At 73.3% G+C, this 17,178-nt stretch carries 15 protein-coding genes and 1 pseudogene; 10 read left to right on the top strand and 6 right to left on the bottom strand.

Going from position 1 to position 17,178, the window contains the following annotated elements:
- Positions 1-5 precede the first annotated feature (5 nt).
- Positions 6-887, top strand: a complete 882-nt coding sequence (locus ACZ6S8_RS28915; RefSeq protein WP_469460342.1) for an amino acid ABC transporter ATP-binding protein — start codon at positions 6-8, stop codon at positions 885-887.
- Between the two features lie 64 nt (positions 888-951).
- Here ACZ6S8_RS28915 and ACZ6S8_RS28910 read toward each other — a convergent pair whose 3' ends face one another.
- On the bottom strand, positions 952-1,863 hold the full coding sequence (locus tag ACZ6S8_RS28910; RefSeq protein ID WP_469460341.1) for a LysR family transcriptional regulator: 912 nt from the start codon (positions 1,861-1,863) through the stop codon (positions 952-954).
- A 144-nt stretch (positions 1,864-2,007) separates the two neighbouring features.
- Here ACZ6S8_RS28910 and ACZ6S8_RS28905 point away from each other — a divergent pair, with 144 nt between their 5' ends.
- Together ACZ6S8_RS28905 and ACZ6S8_RS28900 are read left to right on the top strand one after the other, a co-directional pair.
- The gene (locus ACZ6S8_RS28905) at positions 2,008-2,979 is read left to right on the top strand and encodes a DMT family transporter (RefSeq protein ID WP_469460340.1); all 972 of its coding nucleotides are present in this window, start codon (positions 2,008-2,010) and stop codon (positions 2,977-2,979) included.
- Between the two features lie 139 nt (positions 2,980-3,118).
- The gene (locus tag ACZ6S8_RS28900) at positions 3,119-4,951 is read left to right on the top strand and encodes an alkyl/aryl-sulfatase (RefSeq protein WP_469460339.1); all 1,833 of its coding nucleotides are present in this window, start codon (positions 3,119-3,121) and stop codon (positions 4,949-4,951) included.
- Positions 4,952-5,014: 63 nt separating this feature from the next.
- Here the strand turns inward: ACZ6S8_RS28900 and ACZ6S8_RS28895 are convergent, their stop codons facing one another.
- A complete protein-coding gene (locus ACZ6S8_RS28895; protein WP_469460338.1) occupies positions 5,015-6,691 on the bottom strand; it encodes a carbohydrate binding domain-containing protein in 1,677 nt (558 codons plus the stop codon).
- Between the two features lie 389 nt (positions 6,692-7,080).
- On the opposite strand from ACZ6S8_RS28895, the gene ACZ6S8_RS28890 reads away from it, so the two are divergent.
- The gene (locus tag ACZ6S8_RS28890; protein ID WP_469460337.1) at positions 7,081-7,947 is read left to right on the top strand and encodes an NmrA family NAD(P)-binding protein; all 867 of its coding nucleotides are present in this window, start codon (positions 7,081-7,083) and stop codon (positions 7,945-7,947) included.
- A gap of 46 nt (positions 7,948-7,993) precedes the next feature.
- On the opposite strand, the gene ACZ6S8_RS28885 is transcribed toward ACZ6S8_RS28890, so the two are convergent.
- Both ACZ6S8_RS28885 and ACZ6S8_RS28880 read right to left on the bottom strand, forming a co-directional pair.
- Positions 7,994-8,476, bottom strand: coding sequence for a DUF2269 family protein (locus ACZ6S8_RS28885; protein ID WP_469460336.1), 483 nt, complete (start codon positions 8,474-8,476; stop codon positions 7,994-7,996).
- Between the two features lie 104 nt (positions 8,477-8,580).
- The gene (locus ACZ6S8_RS28880) at positions 8,581-9,282 is read right to left on the bottom strand and encodes a DJ-1/PfpI family protein (RefSeq protein ID WP_469460335.1); all 702 of its coding nucleotides are present in this window, start codon (positions 9,280-9,282) and stop codon (positions 8,581-8,583) included.
- A 227-nt stretch (positions 9,283-9,509) separates the two neighbouring features.
- Here ACZ6S8_RS28880 and ACZ6S8_RS28875 point away from each other — a divergent pair.
- The 3 genes and pseudogenes from ACZ6S8_RS28875 (at position 9,510) to ACZ6S8_RS28865 (ending at position 12,455) form a co-directional block, all read left to right on the top strand.
- Positions 9,510-10,464 (top strand): annotated as a pseudogene (locus tag ACZ6S8_RS28875) (GlxA family transcriptional regulator).
- A 92-nt stretch (positions 10,465-10,556) separates the two neighbouring features.
- Positions 10,557-11,408 (top strand): PP2C family protein-serine/threonine phosphatase, encoded by an 852-nt coding sequence (locus ACZ6S8_RS28870; protein ID WP_469460334.1) that lies wholly within the window; start codon positions 10,557-10,559, stop codon positions 11,406-11,408.
- 45 nt (positions 11,409-11,453) lie between these two features.
- The gene (locus ACZ6S8_RS28865; RefSeq protein ID WP_469460389.1) at positions 11,454-12,455 is read left to right on the top strand and encodes an MASE1 domain-containing protein; all 1,002 of its coding nucleotides are present in this window, start codon (positions 11,454-11,456) and stop codon (positions 12,453-12,455) included.
- Between the two features lie 49 nt (positions 12,456-12,504).
- Here ACZ6S8_RS28865 and ACZ6S8_RS28860 read toward each other — a convergent pair whose 3' ends face one another.
- Positions 12,505-13,371, bottom strand: coding sequence for a GNAT family N-acetyltransferase (locus ACZ6S8_RS28860; RefSeq protein WP_469460333.1), 867 nt, complete (start codon positions 13,369-13,371; stop codon positions 12,505-12,507).
- A gap of 245 nt (positions 13,372-13,616) precedes the next feature.
- Between ACZ6S8_RS28860 and ACZ6S8_RS28855 the strand changes: the two genes are divergently transcribed.
- On the top strand, positions 13,617-14,792 hold the full coding sequence (locus ACZ6S8_RS28855; RefSeq protein ID WP_469460332.1) for a serine hydrolase domain-containing protein: 1,176 nt from the start codon (positions 13,617-13,619) through the stop codon (positions 14,790-14,792).
- A gap of 40 nt (positions 14,793-14,832) precedes the next feature.
- Here ACZ6S8_RS28855 and ACZ6S8_RS28850 read toward each other — a convergent pair whose 3' ends face one another.
- Complete coding sequence (locus tag ACZ6S8_RS28850) at positions 14,833-15,621, bottom strand: class I SAM-dependent methyltransferase (protein ID WP_469460331.1); 789 nt, start codon at positions 15,619-15,621, stop codon at positions 14,833-14,835.
- A 337-nt stretch (positions 15,622-15,958) separates the two neighbouring features.
- On the opposite strand from ACZ6S8_RS28850, the gene ACZ6S8_RS28845 reads away from it, so the two are divergent.
- Together ACZ6S8_RS28845 and ACZ6S8_RS28840 are read left to right on the top strand one after the other, a co-directional pair.
- Positions 15,959-16,306, top strand: a complete 348-nt coding sequence (locus tag ACZ6S8_RS28845) for a MazG-like family protein (RefSeq protein WP_469460330.1) — start codon at positions 15,959-15,961, stop codon at positions 16,304-16,306.
- A 314-nt stretch (positions 16,307-16,620) separates the two neighbouring features.
- On the top strand, positions 16,621-17,070 hold the full coding sequence (locus tag ACZ6S8_RS28840; protein WP_469460329.1) for a hypothetical protein: 450 nt from the start codon (positions 16,621-16,623) through the stop codon (positions 17,068-17,070).
- Positions 17,071-17,178 lie beyond the last annotated feature (108 nt).

Raw genomic sequence — 17,178 nt, 5'->3', positions numbered from 1 at the left:
ACCAGATGCCACGGAAGACGGAGACGGTGGACGACACGAGGGCCACGGACCGGCCGGAGATCGAGATCAGGGGGCTGCACAAGTCCTTCGGCGACAACCACGTGCTGCGCGGCATCGACCTGGAGGTCGCCCGCGGCGAGGTCGTGTGCGTCATCGGGCCCTCGGGCTCGGGCAAGTCGACGCTGCTGCGCTGCGTGAACCTCCTGGAGGAGCCGAGCGGCGGCCGGGTGTTCGTGGGCGGCACCGAGGTGACGGACCTCGACGTCGACATCGATGCCGTGCGCCGCCGCATCGGCATGGTCTTCCAGCAGTTCAACCTCTTCCCGCACCTGAGCGTGACGGAGAACCTCACCCTGCCCCAGCGGCGGGTACTGGGCAGGGACAAAGGGCGGTCCGCCGCCGTCGCCCGGGAGAACCTCGAACGCGTGGGCCTCGCCGACAAGGCGGACGCATACCCGGCGCAGCTGTCCGGCGGCCAGCAGCAGCGGGTCGCCATCGCGCGGGCCCTGTCGATGGGGCCGGAGGTGATGCTCTTCGACGAGCCGACGTCGGCGCTCGACCCCGAACTCGTCGGTGAGGTGCTGTCGGTGATGCGGGTGCTGGCGGGCGAGGGGATGACGATGATGGTCGTCACCCACGAGATGGGCTTCGCCCGAGAGGTCGCGGACCGCGTCGTGTTCATGGACGGGGGAGTGGTCGTCGAGCAGGGCCCGGCGGCGCAGGTGGTCGGCAACCCGCGGGAGGGGCGCACGCGGAACTTCCTCAACCGCATCCTGGACCCGGCGGCGTCCGAAGTGCCCGACGCCGACGCCGACGCCGACGCCGACGCCGACGCCGACGCCCGCCCCCGGCAGCGGACGGAGGACGGCGGGACCGGTACGGAGTGAGACGGCCCCGGGGACGACCCCCGGAGGGACGGTGCCCGTGGGCCCCGCGGGCACCCGAGGCGCCCTACGGCTCCGCGGTTCCGGCGAGGGGAGCGGCTCCCTGCCGAAGCGCGTCGAGCAGGTCGCGCACGGCGGGGCGGCCCATCGACACCTTGCGGACCGCCGCGTAGACGGCCCTGACCGGCTGGGGGTCGCGCACCTCGCGCACCACGACCCCCGGATGGCGGTTCCCCAGCCCCATCCTGGGCATCAGGCCGATGCCCAGGCCCGCCGCGACGAACCCCTGAGCCGTCGCGTAGTCCTCGCTCTCCACCACGAAGTCGGGGCTGAAGCCCGCGGCCGCGCAGGCTTCGAGCACCGGCTCCAGACACGGGCCGGGCGGCTCGCTGCCGACCCACGGCTCTTCCGCGAGGTCCACGAGGCCGAGCACCTCCCGCCCGGCGAGCCCGTGCCCGGCCGGCAGCACGGCGTCGTACGCGTCGTCGAGCAGGTGGACCAGGTGTACGTCGTCCCGCGGCCGCGTCCGGGGCGCGATGACGAGGGCGATGTCGGCGCGGCCCTGCTCCACCTCCAGCAGGGGGTCCTCCGGATCGGTCATCCGCAGGTCGATCCGCACCCCCGGGTGGGCGCTCCGCAGTTCGGCCAGGGCGGGCGCGACCAGGGCGGCGCCCGCGGTGGCGAAGTACCGGACGGCGAGCCGACCGGTACGGCCCGCCCGGAGATCGGAGAGCGCGGTCTCCGCCTCGGCGATCTTCCGCCCGATGACCGCCGCGTGTTCGGTGAGCAGCCGCCCCGCCGCCGTGGGCCGGACGCCGCGGCCGACCCGTTCGAGCAGGGGTATGCCCGCCTGCTTCTCCAGGGCCGCGACCTGTTGGCTGACGGCGGACGGGGTGTACCCCAGGTGCGCCGCGGCGGCCGTCACCGATCCGCTGGTGACGACCGCCCTGAGGACCTGCATGCGTCTCACATCAAGCATGTAGCAGAGGTTAACGGTTGGTGCAGAACTCTGTGCTTGTCCTGTCGTATCGCATCCGGCACCGTTCGGGAGAAGACGGAGAGCGAGACCGAGACCGAGACAGAGGTCGAGGCCGAGAGCGCGACCGACCCGAGGAGAAGAACAGTGATCAGTGCCGGACGCATCGGCGTACTCGCCCTGTTGTGGGGATCCACGTTCCTGTGGATCGACCTCGCCCTGGAGGGGCTGACGCCCGTCCAGGTCACCCTGGTCCGCTGCGCCCTCGGAGCGCTGGTCCTGGCCGTGCTCTGCCGGTTCACCCGGCAGCGGCTGCCCCGCGGGCGCGCCGTGTGGGGCCGGGTCCTGGTGGCGGCCTTCTTCTGCAACGCCCTGCCCTTCGCGCTGTTCAGCGTGGGCCAGCAGACCGTCGACTCCGGACCGGCGGGCGTGCTGAACGCCACGACCCCGCTCTGGTCGCTGCTGATCGGGCTGCTCACCGGCGGCGAGCGCCGCCCCCACGCGATCCGCCTGACCGGGCTCCTGGTCGGCCTCGCCGGAACCGTACTGATCTTCGCGCCGTGGCAGCAGTCGGGGCGCGTGGGCTGGGGGGCCGCGGCCATCCTGGCGGCCGCCGCCAGCTACGCCTTCGCCTTCACCTACATGGGGCGCCACCTCGTCGGCACGGGCACGCCCACCCTCCCGCTCGCCGCGGCGCAGCTCATCGCCGCCACGGGACTGACGGCGCTGACCCTGCCGGCCGGTGGCCTGGACGCGGTCCGGCTCCAGCCCGTGACGGTGCTCGCGGTACTCGTCCTCGGGGTCTTCGCCACCGGCGTCACCTTCTACCTCACCTACCGGATCATCGCGGACGAGGGCGCGACCAACGCCGCCACCGTCGGCTACCTACTGCCGGTCGTGTCGGTGCTGCTCGGCGCGGTCGTCCTGGGTGAACAGCCGAGCCCGCGCATCCTCGCGGGGATGGCGGTCGTCCTCGTGGGGGTCGCCCTGACCCGGCGGCCCAAGGCCGGGGCCGAGCCCGAGCCCGAGCCCCGTTCCGCTGCCGAGCCCGACTCCCGTCCCACGGCCGAGCCCGCACGCCGTCCCTCGGCCGAGGCCGCCGCGACCCCGTGCCGCTGATGCCCGCCTGAGGGGTCCGTACGGGCGGGGAGCCACCCGTACGGCCCCGTCGCACGGCTCGTCCGGCGGGCCGGCGGGGGCTCACCCGTACGGGCCCACCGCGACGCGAGGCCGGGCGCCGTGCCGTATGTGTAGATCCATGGACTCCCCGGACCGCCTGGACTTCTCGGATCAGCAGGACTTCGCCGACGCGGACCGCGGCTTCGTGGCGGCGGCCTCGCCCGCCGTGGTCAAGACGGCGGACGGACGGGTGATCTGGGACAACGACGCCTACGCGTTCCTTGACGCCGAGTGTCCCGACACGGCCAACGCGAGTCTGTGGCGCCAGTGCCAACTGGCCTCGAAGCAAGGCCTGTACGAGGTCACGGACGGCATCTACCAGGTCCGCGGCTTCGACCTCTCCAACATGACCCTCGTCGAGGGGGACACCGGCGTCATCGTCATCGACCCGCTGATCTCCGCCGAGACCGCCGCCGCCGCGCTGGAGCTCTACCGCGAGCACCGCGGACCGCGGCCCGTCACCGGCCTGATCTACACGCACTCCCACGGCGACCACTTCGGCGGTTCCCGGGGCGTCGTCCCCCACGGCCACGCACCCGTCCCGGTGATCGCCCCCGTCGGGTTCCTGAAGCACGCCGTTTCCGAGAACGTGTACGCGGGCGCGGCCATGACCCGGCGTGCCGTGTACATGTACGGCGCCGAGCTGCCCAAGGCCCCCGACGGCCAGATCGGCGCGGGCCTGGGCCAGACGACGTCCCTGGGCACGGTCACGCTCATCCCGCCGACCCTGGACATCACCGCCACGGGACAGGAGGAGACCGTGGACGGGGTCCGCATCGTCTTCCACCTCACGCCGGGCACCGAGGCCCCCGCGGAGATGAACTTCCACTTCCCGGACCGCCGCGCGCTGTGCATGGCCGAGAACGCGACCCACAACCTGCACAACATCCTGACCCTGCGCGGCGCCGTCGTCCGTGACGCCCGGATCTGGGCGCACTACCTCGACGAGGCCGTCACCCTGTTCGCCGCCGACTCCGACGTCGCCTTCGCCTCGCACCACTGGCCCACCTGGGGCGCCGAGCGCATCACGACGCACCTGCGCACCCAGCGGGACCTGTACGCGTACCTCCACGACCAGACCCTGCGCCTGCTCAACGAGGGTCTGACCGGAGCGGAGATCGCCGAGGAGATCGAACTGCCCCCCGCGCTCCGCGGCTGGCCCAGCCGTGGCTACTACGGGTCCGTCAGCCACAACGTGAAGGCCGTCTACCAGCGGTACATGGGCTGGTTCGACGGCAACCCGGCCCACTTGTGGGAGCACACGCCCGTCGACGAGGCCACCCGGTACGCCGACCTCGTCGGCGGCATCGAACCCCTCGTCGCGGCAGGGCGCGCGTACGCGGACGACGGGGACCTGCGCTTCGCCGCGACGCTCCTGAACCACGCGGTCTTCGCCCGCCCCGACCACACCGGAGCCCGGCAGGCACTGGCGGACGTGTACGAGAAACTGGGCCACGGCGCCGAGAACGGCCCCTGGCGCAACTTCTACCTGATGGGCGCCCGCGAACTCCGCGGCAGCATCGCCCCCACCACCCTGGACATGACCAACCCGGAGATGGTCGTCGCCCTGACGCCGGACCAGATCTTCGACTCGATGGCCGTCCGCGTCAACGGCCCCCGGTGCTGGGACGCCTCCCTGGCCGTCGACTTCGAGCTCACCGACCTCGGCCGGACCTGGCGCCTCGAACTCTCCAACGGCGCCCTGATCCACCGCAGCCGTCCGACGGGCGAGCCGAATCCGGTCGAGGGCCCGGCCGAGCTCACGCTCGTTCTGACCAAACCGCAGCTGCTCGCCGTCCTGGCCGGCCAGGAGCCGGACGGCGTCACCAGCACCGGCGACGCGGGAGCGCTGGCCCGGTTGAGCGGAGCCCTCGACACGGCAAACACCGACTTCCCCATCGTCACCCCCTGACGCGTCCGCGCTCCGGCACGAGGACCGGAGCGCGGACGGCGGGACGGTGGACGGCCGGAGGGGTCAGCCGGTGAAGCCGGCCGTGATGGAGGTGAACTGCCAGTCGCTCTGGGCGATGCCGGAGCAGGTCTCCTGCAGTCCGCCGCCCGGGCAGCCGCGGTCGCGGTTGACCGACCAGAAGGCGAGCCGCGCGATGTGGTGGGAATTGGCCCAGTCGCGGATGCCGGTCCAGTTCTGGACGGTGGTGGTCTCCTGGGTGTCGCTGATGCCGTTCATGCCCGAGATGCCGATGTGCGCGTAGGCCGTGGCGTCGTCCCAGCCGAAGGTGGACTTGAGTTTGGTCTTGAGTCCCTCGGTGGCGCTGATGGTGCTGGCGTACATGTCCGTCGAGGCGTTGCCGAAGTCGAACGGCATGATGGTGAACACGTCGATGTCGGCGCCCAGCACCTTGGCCTGCTCGATCAGGCGGTTGCCCCACGAGGTCGGACCCGAAGTGCTGGTCCCGAAGGTCAGGATCGTCTTGATCCCCGGGTTGTTCTGCTTGACGATCTTGAGGGCGCCCAGGACGCGGTTCTGGACCACCGCGTTCTCGAACTCGTCGGTGTTCTCGATGTCGACGTCGATGGCCTTGAGACCGTACGCGTCGATCACCTTCTGGTAGGCGCCTGCCAGGGCTTCGGGGGTGGCACAGTTGGGGCCGAGCTTGTTGCCCTGCCAGCCGCCGATGGACGGGACGATGTCTCCGCCCGCCGCCCGGATCGCGTTGACGGTGCTCTGGTCCACCCCGCCCGTCAGCGGGCGCTGGCCGTCCCAGGCCGGGTTGCAGCCGCCGGAGGACAGGACGAAGGCCATCGTGAACCACTTCACCCCGGTCGCGTTCATCACCGTCGTCGCGCTCGGCGGGTTGCCCCAGCCGAGGTACAGGTACGGCGCCGCCTGCTTGAAGCCGGCCGGCACGGGCCCGTCGTCGGTGGTGACGGCGGCCGTGTTGGAGACCGGCGAGGTGTTGCCCGCCAGGTCGCGTGCGCGCACCGTGAAGGCGTACGCCGTGCGGGGGGAGAGTCCGGTGACCGTCGCCGCGGTGGTCGTGGACGTGGCCACCTTGTCGGCGCCCCGGTAGACGTCGTAGCCGGTGACGCCGACGTTGTCGGTCGAGGCCGTCCAGGCGAGCGAGACGCTGGAGGAGGTCTTCCCCGTGGACGCGAGGTTGCCGGGCGCGGTGGGGGCGACGGTGTCCGTGCTGCCGCCGGGGCCGTCCAGGGTGACGTCGTCGGCGTGGTAGGTGCCCTGCCCGTACCAGCCGTTGAGGTAGATCTGGGCGCTGGTCTGGGAGGCGCCGGTGGTGAAGGAGACGCTGAGCTTGGTGTAGGCGGAGGCCGAGGGCGTCCAGGTGGAGGCGCCGCCGGTCACGCCGAGGTACACGTAGCTGCCCCGGACCCAGGCGGACAGCGTGTACGAGGTGTTGGGCTGGACGGCGACGGTCTGCGTGCACTTGGCGGTGTCGGACGCGCTGACGGCGCCGGCCAGCGCCTTGCCGCCGCCGTGCACGGGGGAGCCCACCACGGAGCCCAGACCTCCGGCGCAGGACCAGCCGGACGTGGTGCCGGACTCGAAGTCGCCGTTCGTGAGGATGTTGGCGCCGAAGGCGGAGCCGGGTGCGGTCAGGACCGCGGCCGCGCCGAGCAGGGTGGCGCCCAGGCCGCAGGCGAGGCGGGTACGGGTGCGGATGCGGGTACGCAAGGAAGTGCCTCCGTGGGGGGAGTGGCGGGGGAGCGCGCGACGCGGCGTACGGCCGCCGGGAGGGGTGTCCCCTGTACGGCGCCGGAGCTGGTGGGGGGAGCTGATGCCGTGTCCGCCGCGTGTCCGGGAACCTATTGCTCCGGATGGCCCGCCGTCAACAGGTCTGGACCAATTGCCTCTGATCGGCGGCCCGGTGGCCGCCGCTGCCTCTCCCACCGCCCTCCCGTCCGCCGCGGGATCCGGCGTCGGAGTGGTGTGCCGGGCCCGGCCGTGACGCCCCCGCCCGGCGGCGCGTTGGGGGTGCCGGGCCGGGAGGCGTCCGGGGGACCGGAGCCGACGGGCCCGCCCCGCCCCGCCCCGCTCCACCCAACCGAGACGAGGAACACGGCATGTACGTCGTCGCAGGAGTCACCGGTCACGTCGGATCGGCCGCAGCACGCGCCCTCGTCGAGGCGGGCGAGCCGGTCACCGTCATCGTCCGCTCGCAGGAGAAGGCGGCGCCCTGGCTCGCCGACGGAGCCGCTGCGGCGGTCCTGGACCTGGCCGACACCGCCGCCCTGACCGAGGTCCTCACCGGGGCGGCGGGCGCCTTCCTCATGGTTCCGCCCGACTACTCCGCGCCTGACTTCCTCCGGGCGAGCCGCGGCCTCACCGACTCGCTCGCCACGGCCGTGGGGGACAGCGGTGTCGACCACACCGTGTTCCTGTCGTCCGTCGGCGCGCAGCACGACTCCGGTACGGGCCCCATCGTCACCCTCCACCGGGGCGAGGAGGCGCTGCGCGCGGCCGCCGCGAACCTCACCCTCGTACGGGCCTCGTACTTCCTGGAGAACTGGGTGCCGGTCCTGCCCGTCGTACGGGAACAGGGCGTGCTGCCCACCTTCATGGCCCCCGGCGAGCCGATCGAGACGATCGCGACCGCCGACATCGGGGCGTTCGTCGCCGACTCGCTCCTGCGCCCCGCGCAGGGCCACCGGATCAGGAACGTCGCGGGCCCGGCCCCGTACTCGCCCGCGGACATCGCCTCGGCCCTGACCGGGCTCCTCGGCAGGCCGGTCGCCCTCGCGCCGGCCCCCGCCGAGGCGGCGACCGCGGCGTTCACCGGGATGGGGTTCCCGCCCGCCGTCGCGGAGCTCTACGCGGAGATGTACGCCGGCGTGGCCTCGGGCCGGGTGGGCTTCGGCGACGGCGCGACCATCGAGCGCGGCACCACGACGCCGGCGGAATTCCTGGCCCCGGTGCTGCGGGCCGGCTGAACCGTCACCGGCGGGCGGCTCCCGGGCTCCCGGCCCGCGGCCGCCCTCACGCGCCGGTGGTCGAACCCGGCCGGACGATCATCAGTACGGTCACGGTGGCCCAGAGCAGGTTGAAGACCCCCGTGTACATCCCCAGCCGCCCCGCGGCCCGCCGCACGGCCGCGGCATCCTGCTCCCCGCCCTCCGTGCCGGCGAGGGCGTCCAGCAGCCCGCTCTGCCGCGGCAGGACGAGCGCGGCGAGCACCGCCGCGGCGGCGACGGTCAGCGCGATCGACGTCAGGAGCCAGGGACTGCCGAGCACGTGCAGGCTGTTGGCGGTCGCGAGGCCGAACACCGGTACGGCGACCGCGACCACGGAGTAGACCTGGCAGATGCGGTGCAGGGTCAGCACGGTGGCGCGGGCCGCCGCGTCGCCGGGCGCCGCCAGGGCGCGGCGGGCGGCGGGAGGGAACATGCTGGCCGCCACGGTCACGGGACCGATGGTGATGATGGCGGCCAGGACGTGGACGGTCAGGAGGAACTTCGTCATGGGGGTCGTGGTGCTTTCGCTGGGAGCCGGACGTGCCGGACGTGCCGGACGTGCCGGGCGCGGTGGTCGGTGAGGGCGGGGTGGTCGGGGTGGCGTACGGGCCGTCAGAAGCCGGCCGGTACCGGCCCGGCGGCACGCCAGACGGTGCCCCGGCGCTCGTGGGCGAAGAGCTGCTCCACGGCGTGGGCGATCCGGGGGCCCAGCTCCCGCTCCAGCAGGTAGAGGCCCAGGTCCAGTCCCGAGGTGACGCCCGCGCCCGTCACCAGGTCTCCGTCGTCGACCACGCGGGCGTCGACCGCGACCACGCCGGCCGCCTCCAGGAGGTGGAGGCCGAGGTGGTTCGTCGTGGCGTGCCGCCCCTCGATCAGCCCGGCCGCGGCGAGCAGCGCGGAGCCGCCGCACACGGTGGCCACGATCACGCCTGGACGTTCCAGAGCCTCCCCGAGGAGGGCCGGCAGCCCCGTCCGCGCGGCGCGGGCAAGCAACGCCGGGATGGATGCGCCGGTCCCAGGGGCGCCGGGGCCCGCAGCGTCGGGCCGGGTCGTGTCATCGGGGTCCGCGCCCTCGCCCAGCGGACCCACCGCTCCCGGGACGAGGACGAGGTCCGCGCGCCGGGGGTCGAGCGCGGCCGTCGCCCGCAGCGTGAGGAGCCCCGAGCCGCTGGGCACCTCGCGCGGGCCCTCCGCCGAGACCAGCTCCACCCGGAGCGCGCCCGGCGCGGCGACGCCGCCGGCAAAGAGGACCTCGTAGGGGGCGACGACGTCCAGCGGGTCGAATCCGTCGAACAGCACGATCTGGCACAGCATCCGGAGCGGTTTCCTCTCTGACGGCACCGGAGGGGCCCCCGGTGCCGGCGCCGCGACCGGCGCCGACACCGACCGTAGTCAGCGGCGCGGCCACGCTGTAGTGGCTGGAATGCCAGATGCCAACGGGTTCTGGCCAAGAGCCTCCGCAGCTCTGTGACCTGCTGCGCAAGGCATCCGGACGGGCCGCAGCGTCGGATCCGGGTCCGGCGGACCCCTAGGGTGGGGCCATGCACACCGTGGCCGTCCTCGCCCTGGACGGGGTCATCCCGTTCGACCTGTCCACCCCGATCGACGTCTTCGGGCGTACCCGTCTCCCGGACGGCCGCCCTGCCTACCGCGTCCGCGTCTGCGCGCCCACCGAGGAGGTCGACGCCGGAGCCTTCACCCTGCGCGCGCCCTGGCCGCTGGCCGCGCTCGAGGAGGCGGACACCATCATCGTCCCCGGCGTGGGCGACCCCTCGGCCCCCGTCCCCGACGAGGTCCTCGACACGCTGCGCCGGGCGGCCGCGCACGGCACCCGGCTCGCCTCCATCTGTACGGGCGCGTTCGTCCTGGCCGCCACCGGCCTCCTGGACGGGCTGCGGGCCACCACCCACTGGCTCGCCGCGGCCGACCTCGCCGCCCGTCACCCCGCCGTGGACGTCGACCCCGGCGTGCTCTACGTGGACAACGGCCGGCTGCTCACCTCGGCCGGAGCCGCCGCCGGGCTGGACCTGTGCCTGCACCTGATCCGGACCGACCTGGGCTCGGCCGTCGCCGCCGACGCGGCCCGGCTCGCCGTCATGCCCCTGGAACGGGAGGGCGGGCAGGCCCAGTTCATCGTCCACGAGCAGCCTCCGGCCCCGCGCGGATCCGTGATCGAACCCCTCCTGAGGTGGATGGGAGGACAACGCCCGCAGGGACCTGACCCTCGACGACCTCGCCGCGCGGGCCGGCATGAGCATCCGTACCCTGAACCGGCGCTTCCGCGAGCAGACCGGCACCTCCCCCCTCCAATGGCTGCACCGTGCGCGGATCCGCCAGGCCCAGTACCTGCTGGAGACCACCGCGCACCCCGTGGACCGGATCGCCACCCAGGTCGGCTTCGGGTCGCCCACCGCCTTCCGGGACCGTTTCAAGCGCCTCGTCGGGACCAGCCCCCACGCGTACCGCCGTGCCTTCCAGGCGGCCCGCGGCGGCTGACCGCCGCTCGCGGTGTGATTGTCGGGCGCTCGAAATATGATGAGGCGGGGTTTCGGCCGGGGCCCCGAAGCGGACGTCCCTCGGAGCGCTCCATGACCTCCCATAAGTCCACGCGGTCGGCGACCGCGGACGACTTGCTGACACGGCTCGGGAGGCTGACCGCCCAGGCCAGGGAGGGAGCTGAGCTCCACCAGGCCCGGGTGGAGCTGGCCGAGGCACTGCAGCGCGAGATCCTGCCCGCCTCCCTCCCCGCACTGCCGGGGCTGCGCACGGCCGCCCGGTACGCGCCCGCCCGCCACGGCCTGAGCGTGGGAGGCGACTGGTACGACGGATTCCGGCTCCCCAGCGGCGCCCTCGGCTTCTCCATCGGCGACGTGGAGGGCCACGACGTCGAGGCGGCCGCCTTCATGGGGCAGGTCCGCATCGCCGTACGCGCCGTGGCCGCCTCCGCCGCCGACCCCGGCGAGGTGCTCCGCCGGGCCAACGAACTCCTGCTGTCGGTCGACTGCGACCTCTTCGCGACCTGCACGTTCGTCCGCTTCGACCCCGTGAACTGGGAGATCCAGAGCGCCCGCGCCGGCCACGTGCCCGGCGTCTGGGCCACGACGAGCGGAGAACACGGCGTAGTGGAGGACGAGGGCGGCCTCCCGCTCGGCATGCTGCCGGGCTCCGACTACCCGGTCACCCGTCTGCCGCTGACGACCGCCGGCTCGTTCGTCCTGGTCACCGACGGTGTGGTGGAGGGCCCGTCCTTCCCGATCGAAGCCGGGCTGGCCCGGGTCGCCGAGGTGATCCGGGAAGGCGCCGGCGCGGAACCGGGCGAGCTGGCGGCCGAGGTGATGAAGGTGGCGGACTCGACCGGCCACGAGGACGACGCCGCGGTGCTCGTGCTGCGGCACGAGGGCGGTTCCCGTCCGGATCGGGTGACGCGGCCGGCGCCGTAGCGCGTGTCACGCGCCGACGGCGACCGCTGACTGTTGTCTGATGCAGTGATGCGCACCGAGGGCTTCCGACGTCTGTTCCCGGCTGTGCTCCGGATCATCGCCGTGGCCGCCGCCTACTACGCGGGCGGGCGCATCGGCCTGCTCCAGCAGGTGGTCGTCGAGGGGGCGGTCGTGACGCCGCTGTGGCCGCCCACCGGCATCGCCCTGGGCTGCCTGCTCTGGCTGGGCCTGGGCGTATGGCCCGGCATCGCGATCGGCGCCCTGCTCGTCATCCAGTCGATCAGCCCCATCGACCCCGTCGGACTCGGGATCGTCGCGGGCAACACCCTCGCCCCCGTGTGCGCCTTCCTGATGCTCCGGCACGTCGGCTTCCGCATCGAGCTCGACCGGCTGCGCGACGGCGTCGCCCTGGTCTTCCTCGGCGGAATGGTGCCCATGCTCATCAGCGCCACCGCCGGTGCGGGGCTGCTGGAGCTCACCGACGCCCTGCCGGAGGGCGGGTTCTGGACCGTCTGGTGGACGTGGTGGGCCGGAGACGCCATGGGCGTGCTCGTGATCACGCCCCTGCTCCTGGTGCTGCACAGGGCCCGGCTGCCCGTGGAGACGTACCGGTGGCCCGAAGTCCTGGCCCTGACCGTGTCCGCCGTCGGGATCACGCTCCTGGCGACCAGGAGCGACCTGGCGGTGCTCTTCCTCGTCTTCCCGCTCCTGATCTGGGCCGCCCTGCGATTCCAGCTGGCCGGCAGCGCGCCGTGCATGCTGCTGGTGTCCGTCTTGGCGAACGCGGCCGCGATCGGCCGCCTCGGCCCCTTCGGCGACCACACGCTGCTCCAGGGCATGGCCAACCTCCAGGCCCTCAACGGGGCCGCGGCCCTGACCTCGCTGCTGCTGTCGGCGCTCGTCACGGAGCAGAACACCATCCGGCTGCGGATCGAGCAGGCGTGCCAGGACCTGGCCGAGGTCGTCGAACAGCTGGCCTCGGGACGGGTGTCGCACCGCTGGCCCGTACCGCGGGAGCCGGACGAATCCCGTCCGGACGGAGGCTGACGGGTGGCCAGGCCGCGCCGTTGCCGCTCGGACCGCCGCGGGAGCATGTTCAGGCGGCTCGACTGACGTCAAGCCGTTCGGCTGACGGCTCGTATCCAGCCGCCTGGTAGGCGGCGACGGCGGCGGTGTTCGAGGTCGGGGTGCTGACGAGTGCGCTTGATGCACCCAGTTCGCGCAGCACCGCCGCAGCGGCGACGCTGATCGCCGTCCCGAAGCCGCGACCGCGATGGTCGGCGTGCACGCCCACCGGCTCCAGCAGGCCGGGCTTGCCCGGCCCCGCCGACCAGACCGTCGCCGCGGCCACCGCGTTGTCCCGGTCGTCGTAGCCGATCAGGCAGCGGGCGTCGGCATAGACCGGCCCGGCCGCGAGGGCGCGCCACCTCTCCTCGGTGAACGCCGGGCTGCCGAACGCCGAGCGATGCACTGCGGTCCGCACCCCCGCCGTCTCCGGACCGGCCACCTCGATCCGCAGGCCGGAGCCCTTCACCGGGGCGGCGAGGTCGTGGCGCAGCGGCGTCCACGGCTCGTCCGGAATCCAGCCCGCCCCCAAGAGGACCTCGCGGAGCAGGGCGCCGTTCGGGATTTCGAGGCCGACCTTCCCGGGCGGCAGGACCCCGCGGTCCGGATCATCGAGGTCCGCCAGCAGCCGGCGCGCCAGATCGCCGTCCTGGCGCAGATCCGGCGCGGTCGTCAGGCGCAGCACATCGGGGTCGTCCAGGTATCCGACGGCAATGATCCGTCCGTCCACGCTCCAGGTGCGCACGGCCGCGGCCAGCCTCTCCGCGCCCAGCGCCCAGGCCCAGCCGAGGTCTCCCGGATGGAGTTGCAGCGGCGTGCGGTCGTCCTGCCATGCGCGGAGGGCCTCCACGACGCCGGTCAGCCCATCGACGCCGGGCTCGTTCAGAACGATCGTCATGTCCTGCATGTCACACCATCGCGGCGACCGGCCGCACCTGGTTTCACCCCCGCCGCACCGCGGGGCGGAGGGTCGCCACGCGCACCACCGGTAGCCGGGCCCCTTCGGCCCATCGCCCCGGCCGGGGGTTATCCCCACGCTGGTCGGTACCGCTGCCCGGATCGATCATCGGAACGGAAACGCCCAGGCTGAAGGGGTCCGAACGGCCACCGCACCCCCTCGGGGGTGCGCAAGGGGGGTTTCTCATGACCGAGGGTTTTCACAGGCTGCGCCGCAGGACCGCGGCCCTCGCCGTGGCGGCCGCGACGCTCGCCGCGGTCGGCAGCGGTTCGTCCGCGTCCGCGGCGGCGCAACGGCCCGGCACCGCTGCCGGCGACGCCGTGCGGCAGGGGGTGGAGCGGCTGGTGCGGGACGACGCGTACCCCGCGGCCCTGGCCGCGACCACCGGCCGCGACGGGCGAACCCGGAACCACACCGCCGGGGTCGCGGACGTGCGGACCGGGAGGAAGGTGCCGGTCGACGGGCAGGTGCGGGCCGGGAGCAACACCAAGACGTTCACCGCCGTCGTCGTCCTGCAGCTCGTCGGCGAGGGCTCGGTCGACCTCGACGCGCCGATCGAGACGTACGTGCCGAACCTGGTGCGAGGCGAGGGCATTGACGGCCGCGTCATCACGGTCCGCCAGCTGCTGCAGCACACCAGCGGACTGCCCAACTACACCGAGTTCATGATGGACGAATTCGTCGGGGAGGGCCGCCACACCTACTACCAGCCCCGCACCCTCCTCGACGTGGCCCTCGCCCACAAGGCGGTCTTCGCCCCGGGGGACGGCTGGTCGTACAGCAACACCAACTACATCCTCGCGGGCCTGATCGTCGAGAAGGTCACCGGCCGACCGCTCGCGGAACAGATCACGAAGAGGATCGTCGACCCCGCCGGACTGCGCCACACCTACTTTCCCGGCGTCGGCGAGGAGCGCATCCGCGAAGCCCACCCCAGGGGCTACTACGCGGCGAAGCCCGGGGATCCCGTACAGGACGTGACCGAGCTCGACCCCTCCTGGGGGTGGGCCGCCGGGCAGACGGTTTCCACCCCGGGCGACCTGAACCGGTTCTTCCGAGCCCTCGTCGGCGGCAAGCTGCTGAAGCCCGCGCAACTCGCCCAGATGCGCACCACCGTCGAGATCCCCGCTGTCGCCGGCTGGCCGGCCGGTTCCCGGTACGGTCTGGGGCTGGTCGGCACGCCGGTCAGCTGCGGCGGTGTGAAGTGGGGGCACGGCGGTGACGTCCCCGGCTACGCGACGCGCGTCGGAGTCACCGACGACGGCCGCGCCGCCGCGGTGGCGGTCACCGCGAACCCGGCGCCCACGCCCCAGCCCGCCGACCGGGCCGAGGCCCTCCTCGACACCGCTCTGTGCGCGTGACGGTCGGAGGGGGGTGCGCCGGGGACCGCTCCGGGGTCCGTCAGTCCAGGGTCGCGCGCACGACGACGAGTGACCCCTCGTACGCCGGCTGCGTGCGCAGGTGGCCGAAACGGGCGTCCCAGGCACCGGAGTCGAGGTCCTCCCGCAGCCTCCCGGTGAACCGTTCGCGGACGCCGTCGTCGACGAAGCTCCACGCGGAGCAGGCCTGCCGGGCGGCGGGATCGAGGAGCAGGTCGGGGCGGCCGTAGTACGCCTCGTTGAAACCGTCCGTGCAGTCGAGGGGGATCGGTACCGTCCGGACGGAGCAGGCTCCGCCGAGGGCGGCCGTGATGTCCTCGACGGGCGGGTAGCGGAGGGCTTCGGCGTCCAGGACCTCGGGGGCGTACGCGTACAGCCAGAAGTCGCGCACGAGCTTCGGGTCGCAGGTGAGGACGACGACCGGGCCGCGGGTGACGCGCCGCATCTCCCGCAGGCCCGCGCCGACGTCGCTCCACTGGTGGACGCTGAACAGGGTCATCGAGCCGTCGAACGCGCCGTCGGCGAAGGGCAGGTCCTCGGCGACGGCGTCGACGGCGCGGGCGAGGCGGTCCGGGCGCCGGGCGCGCATCGCCTCGGACGGCTCGACGGCCGTCACCGCGCGGGCGGCGCTCTCGTACGATCCGGTGCCCGCACCGACGTTGAGCACGGTCCCCGCTCCGGCGAGTGCCTCGGCGATGAACTGTGCGATGCGGGTGTCGGGCCGCCGGTAGGTGGGGGAGGAGGGGCTTCCGGAGCCGACGGTGCCGTGGACGGCGTCACCGGCACTCCCGTCCCGGGTACGTGCGTTCATGATCCTTACCTCGCCTTGTGAGCAGGAGCAGGGGTACCGCCACCGCACCACGGCCGGAGCCGGATCCGGATCCGCTCGGAGCCGTCACCGACCCGCGTTCGCGACGCGCCGTGGGGGCGGGTCGCCGCCGCCCTCGGTTCCCTCGGACGCCACGGCAACCGAGATCGCTTCCCCGTATCTTGCATCTGCGAGACGGGTTCCGTGAAACGGCGTGCACATCACTGTCGCTTCCGCCGAGTCCGCGGTAGGTGCGGTTGGAGGATGTGTGCCCCGCCCCGGGGGCGGGGCGGCAGCGGGTACAGTCCTCCCGCCCGCTGACAGGAAGGCACCGCCCATCGTGAGCACACCCGACCCGTGGGACGTCATCAGCGCCCTGGCCGCCCGGTTCAACGCCGCCGACGCCGCGCGCGGCATGCCGCCCGAGGAGAGCCAGGTCCTGCAAATCCTCAAGATCGGTGAGGAGTTCGGGGAGGCGGCCCAGGCCGTGATCGGCGCCAAGGGCACCAACCCCCGCAAGGGGCACTCCCACAGCTGGGAGGACGTCCACGACGAGGTGTGCGACGTGATCATCACGGGCATGGTGGCCCTCGCCCGGATGCGCCCCGACGCGGAGTCGTACTTCGCCGGTCAACTCAACCTGAAGGCGGGCAGGTTCCTGCCGCCTCCAACGGAGCACGGCGACTGACCGCTGCCGAGCCGCTTGCCGCTGACCGCCTCCAGGACGGCGGCCGAGCCCCCTTCGCGGTGTCCGTCCGCGGCGCGCACCGCGTCGCTGCCGAGCGCCCCCGCTGGCGCCGCATGCGCTCACGGGCACGGCGTCACGGTCTTCCCCCATCCGCCGCGAGGCCCGGTGACGCATGGTGCGGCCCGCGGGCATCGCCCGGCCCACGGTGTAGCGCCCCACTCAAGCTGGTTGGCCTGCGTGCTCCGGCGGACGGAGTCGCCACCGCGGGGGAAAAGGGCTGGCGGCCCCGTGCCGCACGGGCCAGGATGCGGGGCGTGGGATCCAGAGACGCCGACATCGACTTCACGTTCACGTGCCCCGTCACCGTGCGCGCCGTGCTCGCCGCCCTCAGCGGGGCGGGGTGGTCCCCGGCGATGTCGCCCGGGGGCGTCTCGTACATGATCAACGACGCGGACGACATGTACGACTGGTACGACAGCGACGGCACGCCCGACGGTATCGGCGGGGCATTGGAGCTTCTCGACGCGCCGGAGAACCTGCCGTACACGGTAGCGGTCAACGTCTTCCACCAGGAGGCGGGCACCGGGGGCATGTTCATGTTCATGGCGGGCCGCACGGACGTCGGCTTCGTGCCCACGATGAACCGTCGGCACGTCCTGTCGGCGCCGGAGTTCACCGACCTGGCCTGGTACCTGTACGCCTTGGTTCCCGCACTCGCCACGGCCGGGCTCGAAGGGTACGAGGCCACAGAGAGACGGCACTGACCGGTCCAGCCCGCCCGGCCGGGGCCTCGCAGCGGGCCGGTGACCAGTCACGGTGACCTCGGGGTCAGCCGTGCCCGGGGGCGGGCAAGCCGGCGTCGGGCGCGTCCC

Source organism: Streptomyces sp. NPDC048461 (genome assembly GCF_055587105.1).
This window is presented reverse-complemented; position numbering and strand designations above follow the sequence as displayed.

Excerpts from the sequence above, each read along its gene's own strand:
- ACZ6S8_RS28850 (WP_469460331.1), bottom strand. The coding sequence starts at position 15,621 with ATGAACGCACGTACCCGGGACGGGAGTGCCGGTGACGCCGTCCACGGC.
- ACZ6S8_RS28885 (WP_469460336.1), bottom strand. The coding sequence starts at position 8,476 with ATGACGAAGTTCCTCCTGACCGTCCACGTCCTGGCCGCCATCATCACC.
- ACZ6S8_RS28860 (WP_469460333.1), bottom strand. The coding sequence starts at position 13,371 with ATGACGATCGTTCTGAACGAGCCCGGCGTCGATGGGCTGACCGGCGTC.
- ACZ6S8_RS28870 (WP_469460334.1), top strand. The coding sequence starts at position 10,557 with ATGACCTCCCATAAGTCCACGCGGTCGGCGACCGCGGACGACTTGCTG.
- ACZ6S8_RS28855 (WP_469460332.1), top strand. The coding sequence starts at position 13,617 with ATGACCGAGGGTTTTCACAGGCTGCGCCGCAGGACCGCGGCCCTCGCC.
- ACZ6S8_RS28880 (WP_469460335.1), bottom strand. The coding sequence starts at position 9,282 with ATGCTGTGCCAGATCGTGCTGTTCGACGGATTCGACCCGCTGGACGTC.
- ACZ6S8_RS28910 (WP_469460341.1), bottom strand. The coding sequence starts at position 1,863 with ATGCTTGATGTGAGACGCATGCAGGTCCTCAGGGCGGTCGTCACCAGC.
- ACZ6S8_RS28915 (WP_469460342.1), top strand. The coding sequence starts at position 6 with ATGCCACGGAAGACGGAGACGGTGGACGACACGAGGGCCACGGACCGG.
- ACZ6S8_RS28890 (WP_469460337.1), top strand. The coding sequence starts at position 7,081 with ATGTACGTCGTCGCAGGAGTCACCGGTCACGTCGGATCGGCCGCAGCA.
- ACZ6S8_RS28900 (WP_469460339.1), top strand. The coding sequence starts at position 3,119 with ATGGACTCCCCGGACCGCCTGGACTTCTCGGATCAGCAGGACTTCGCC.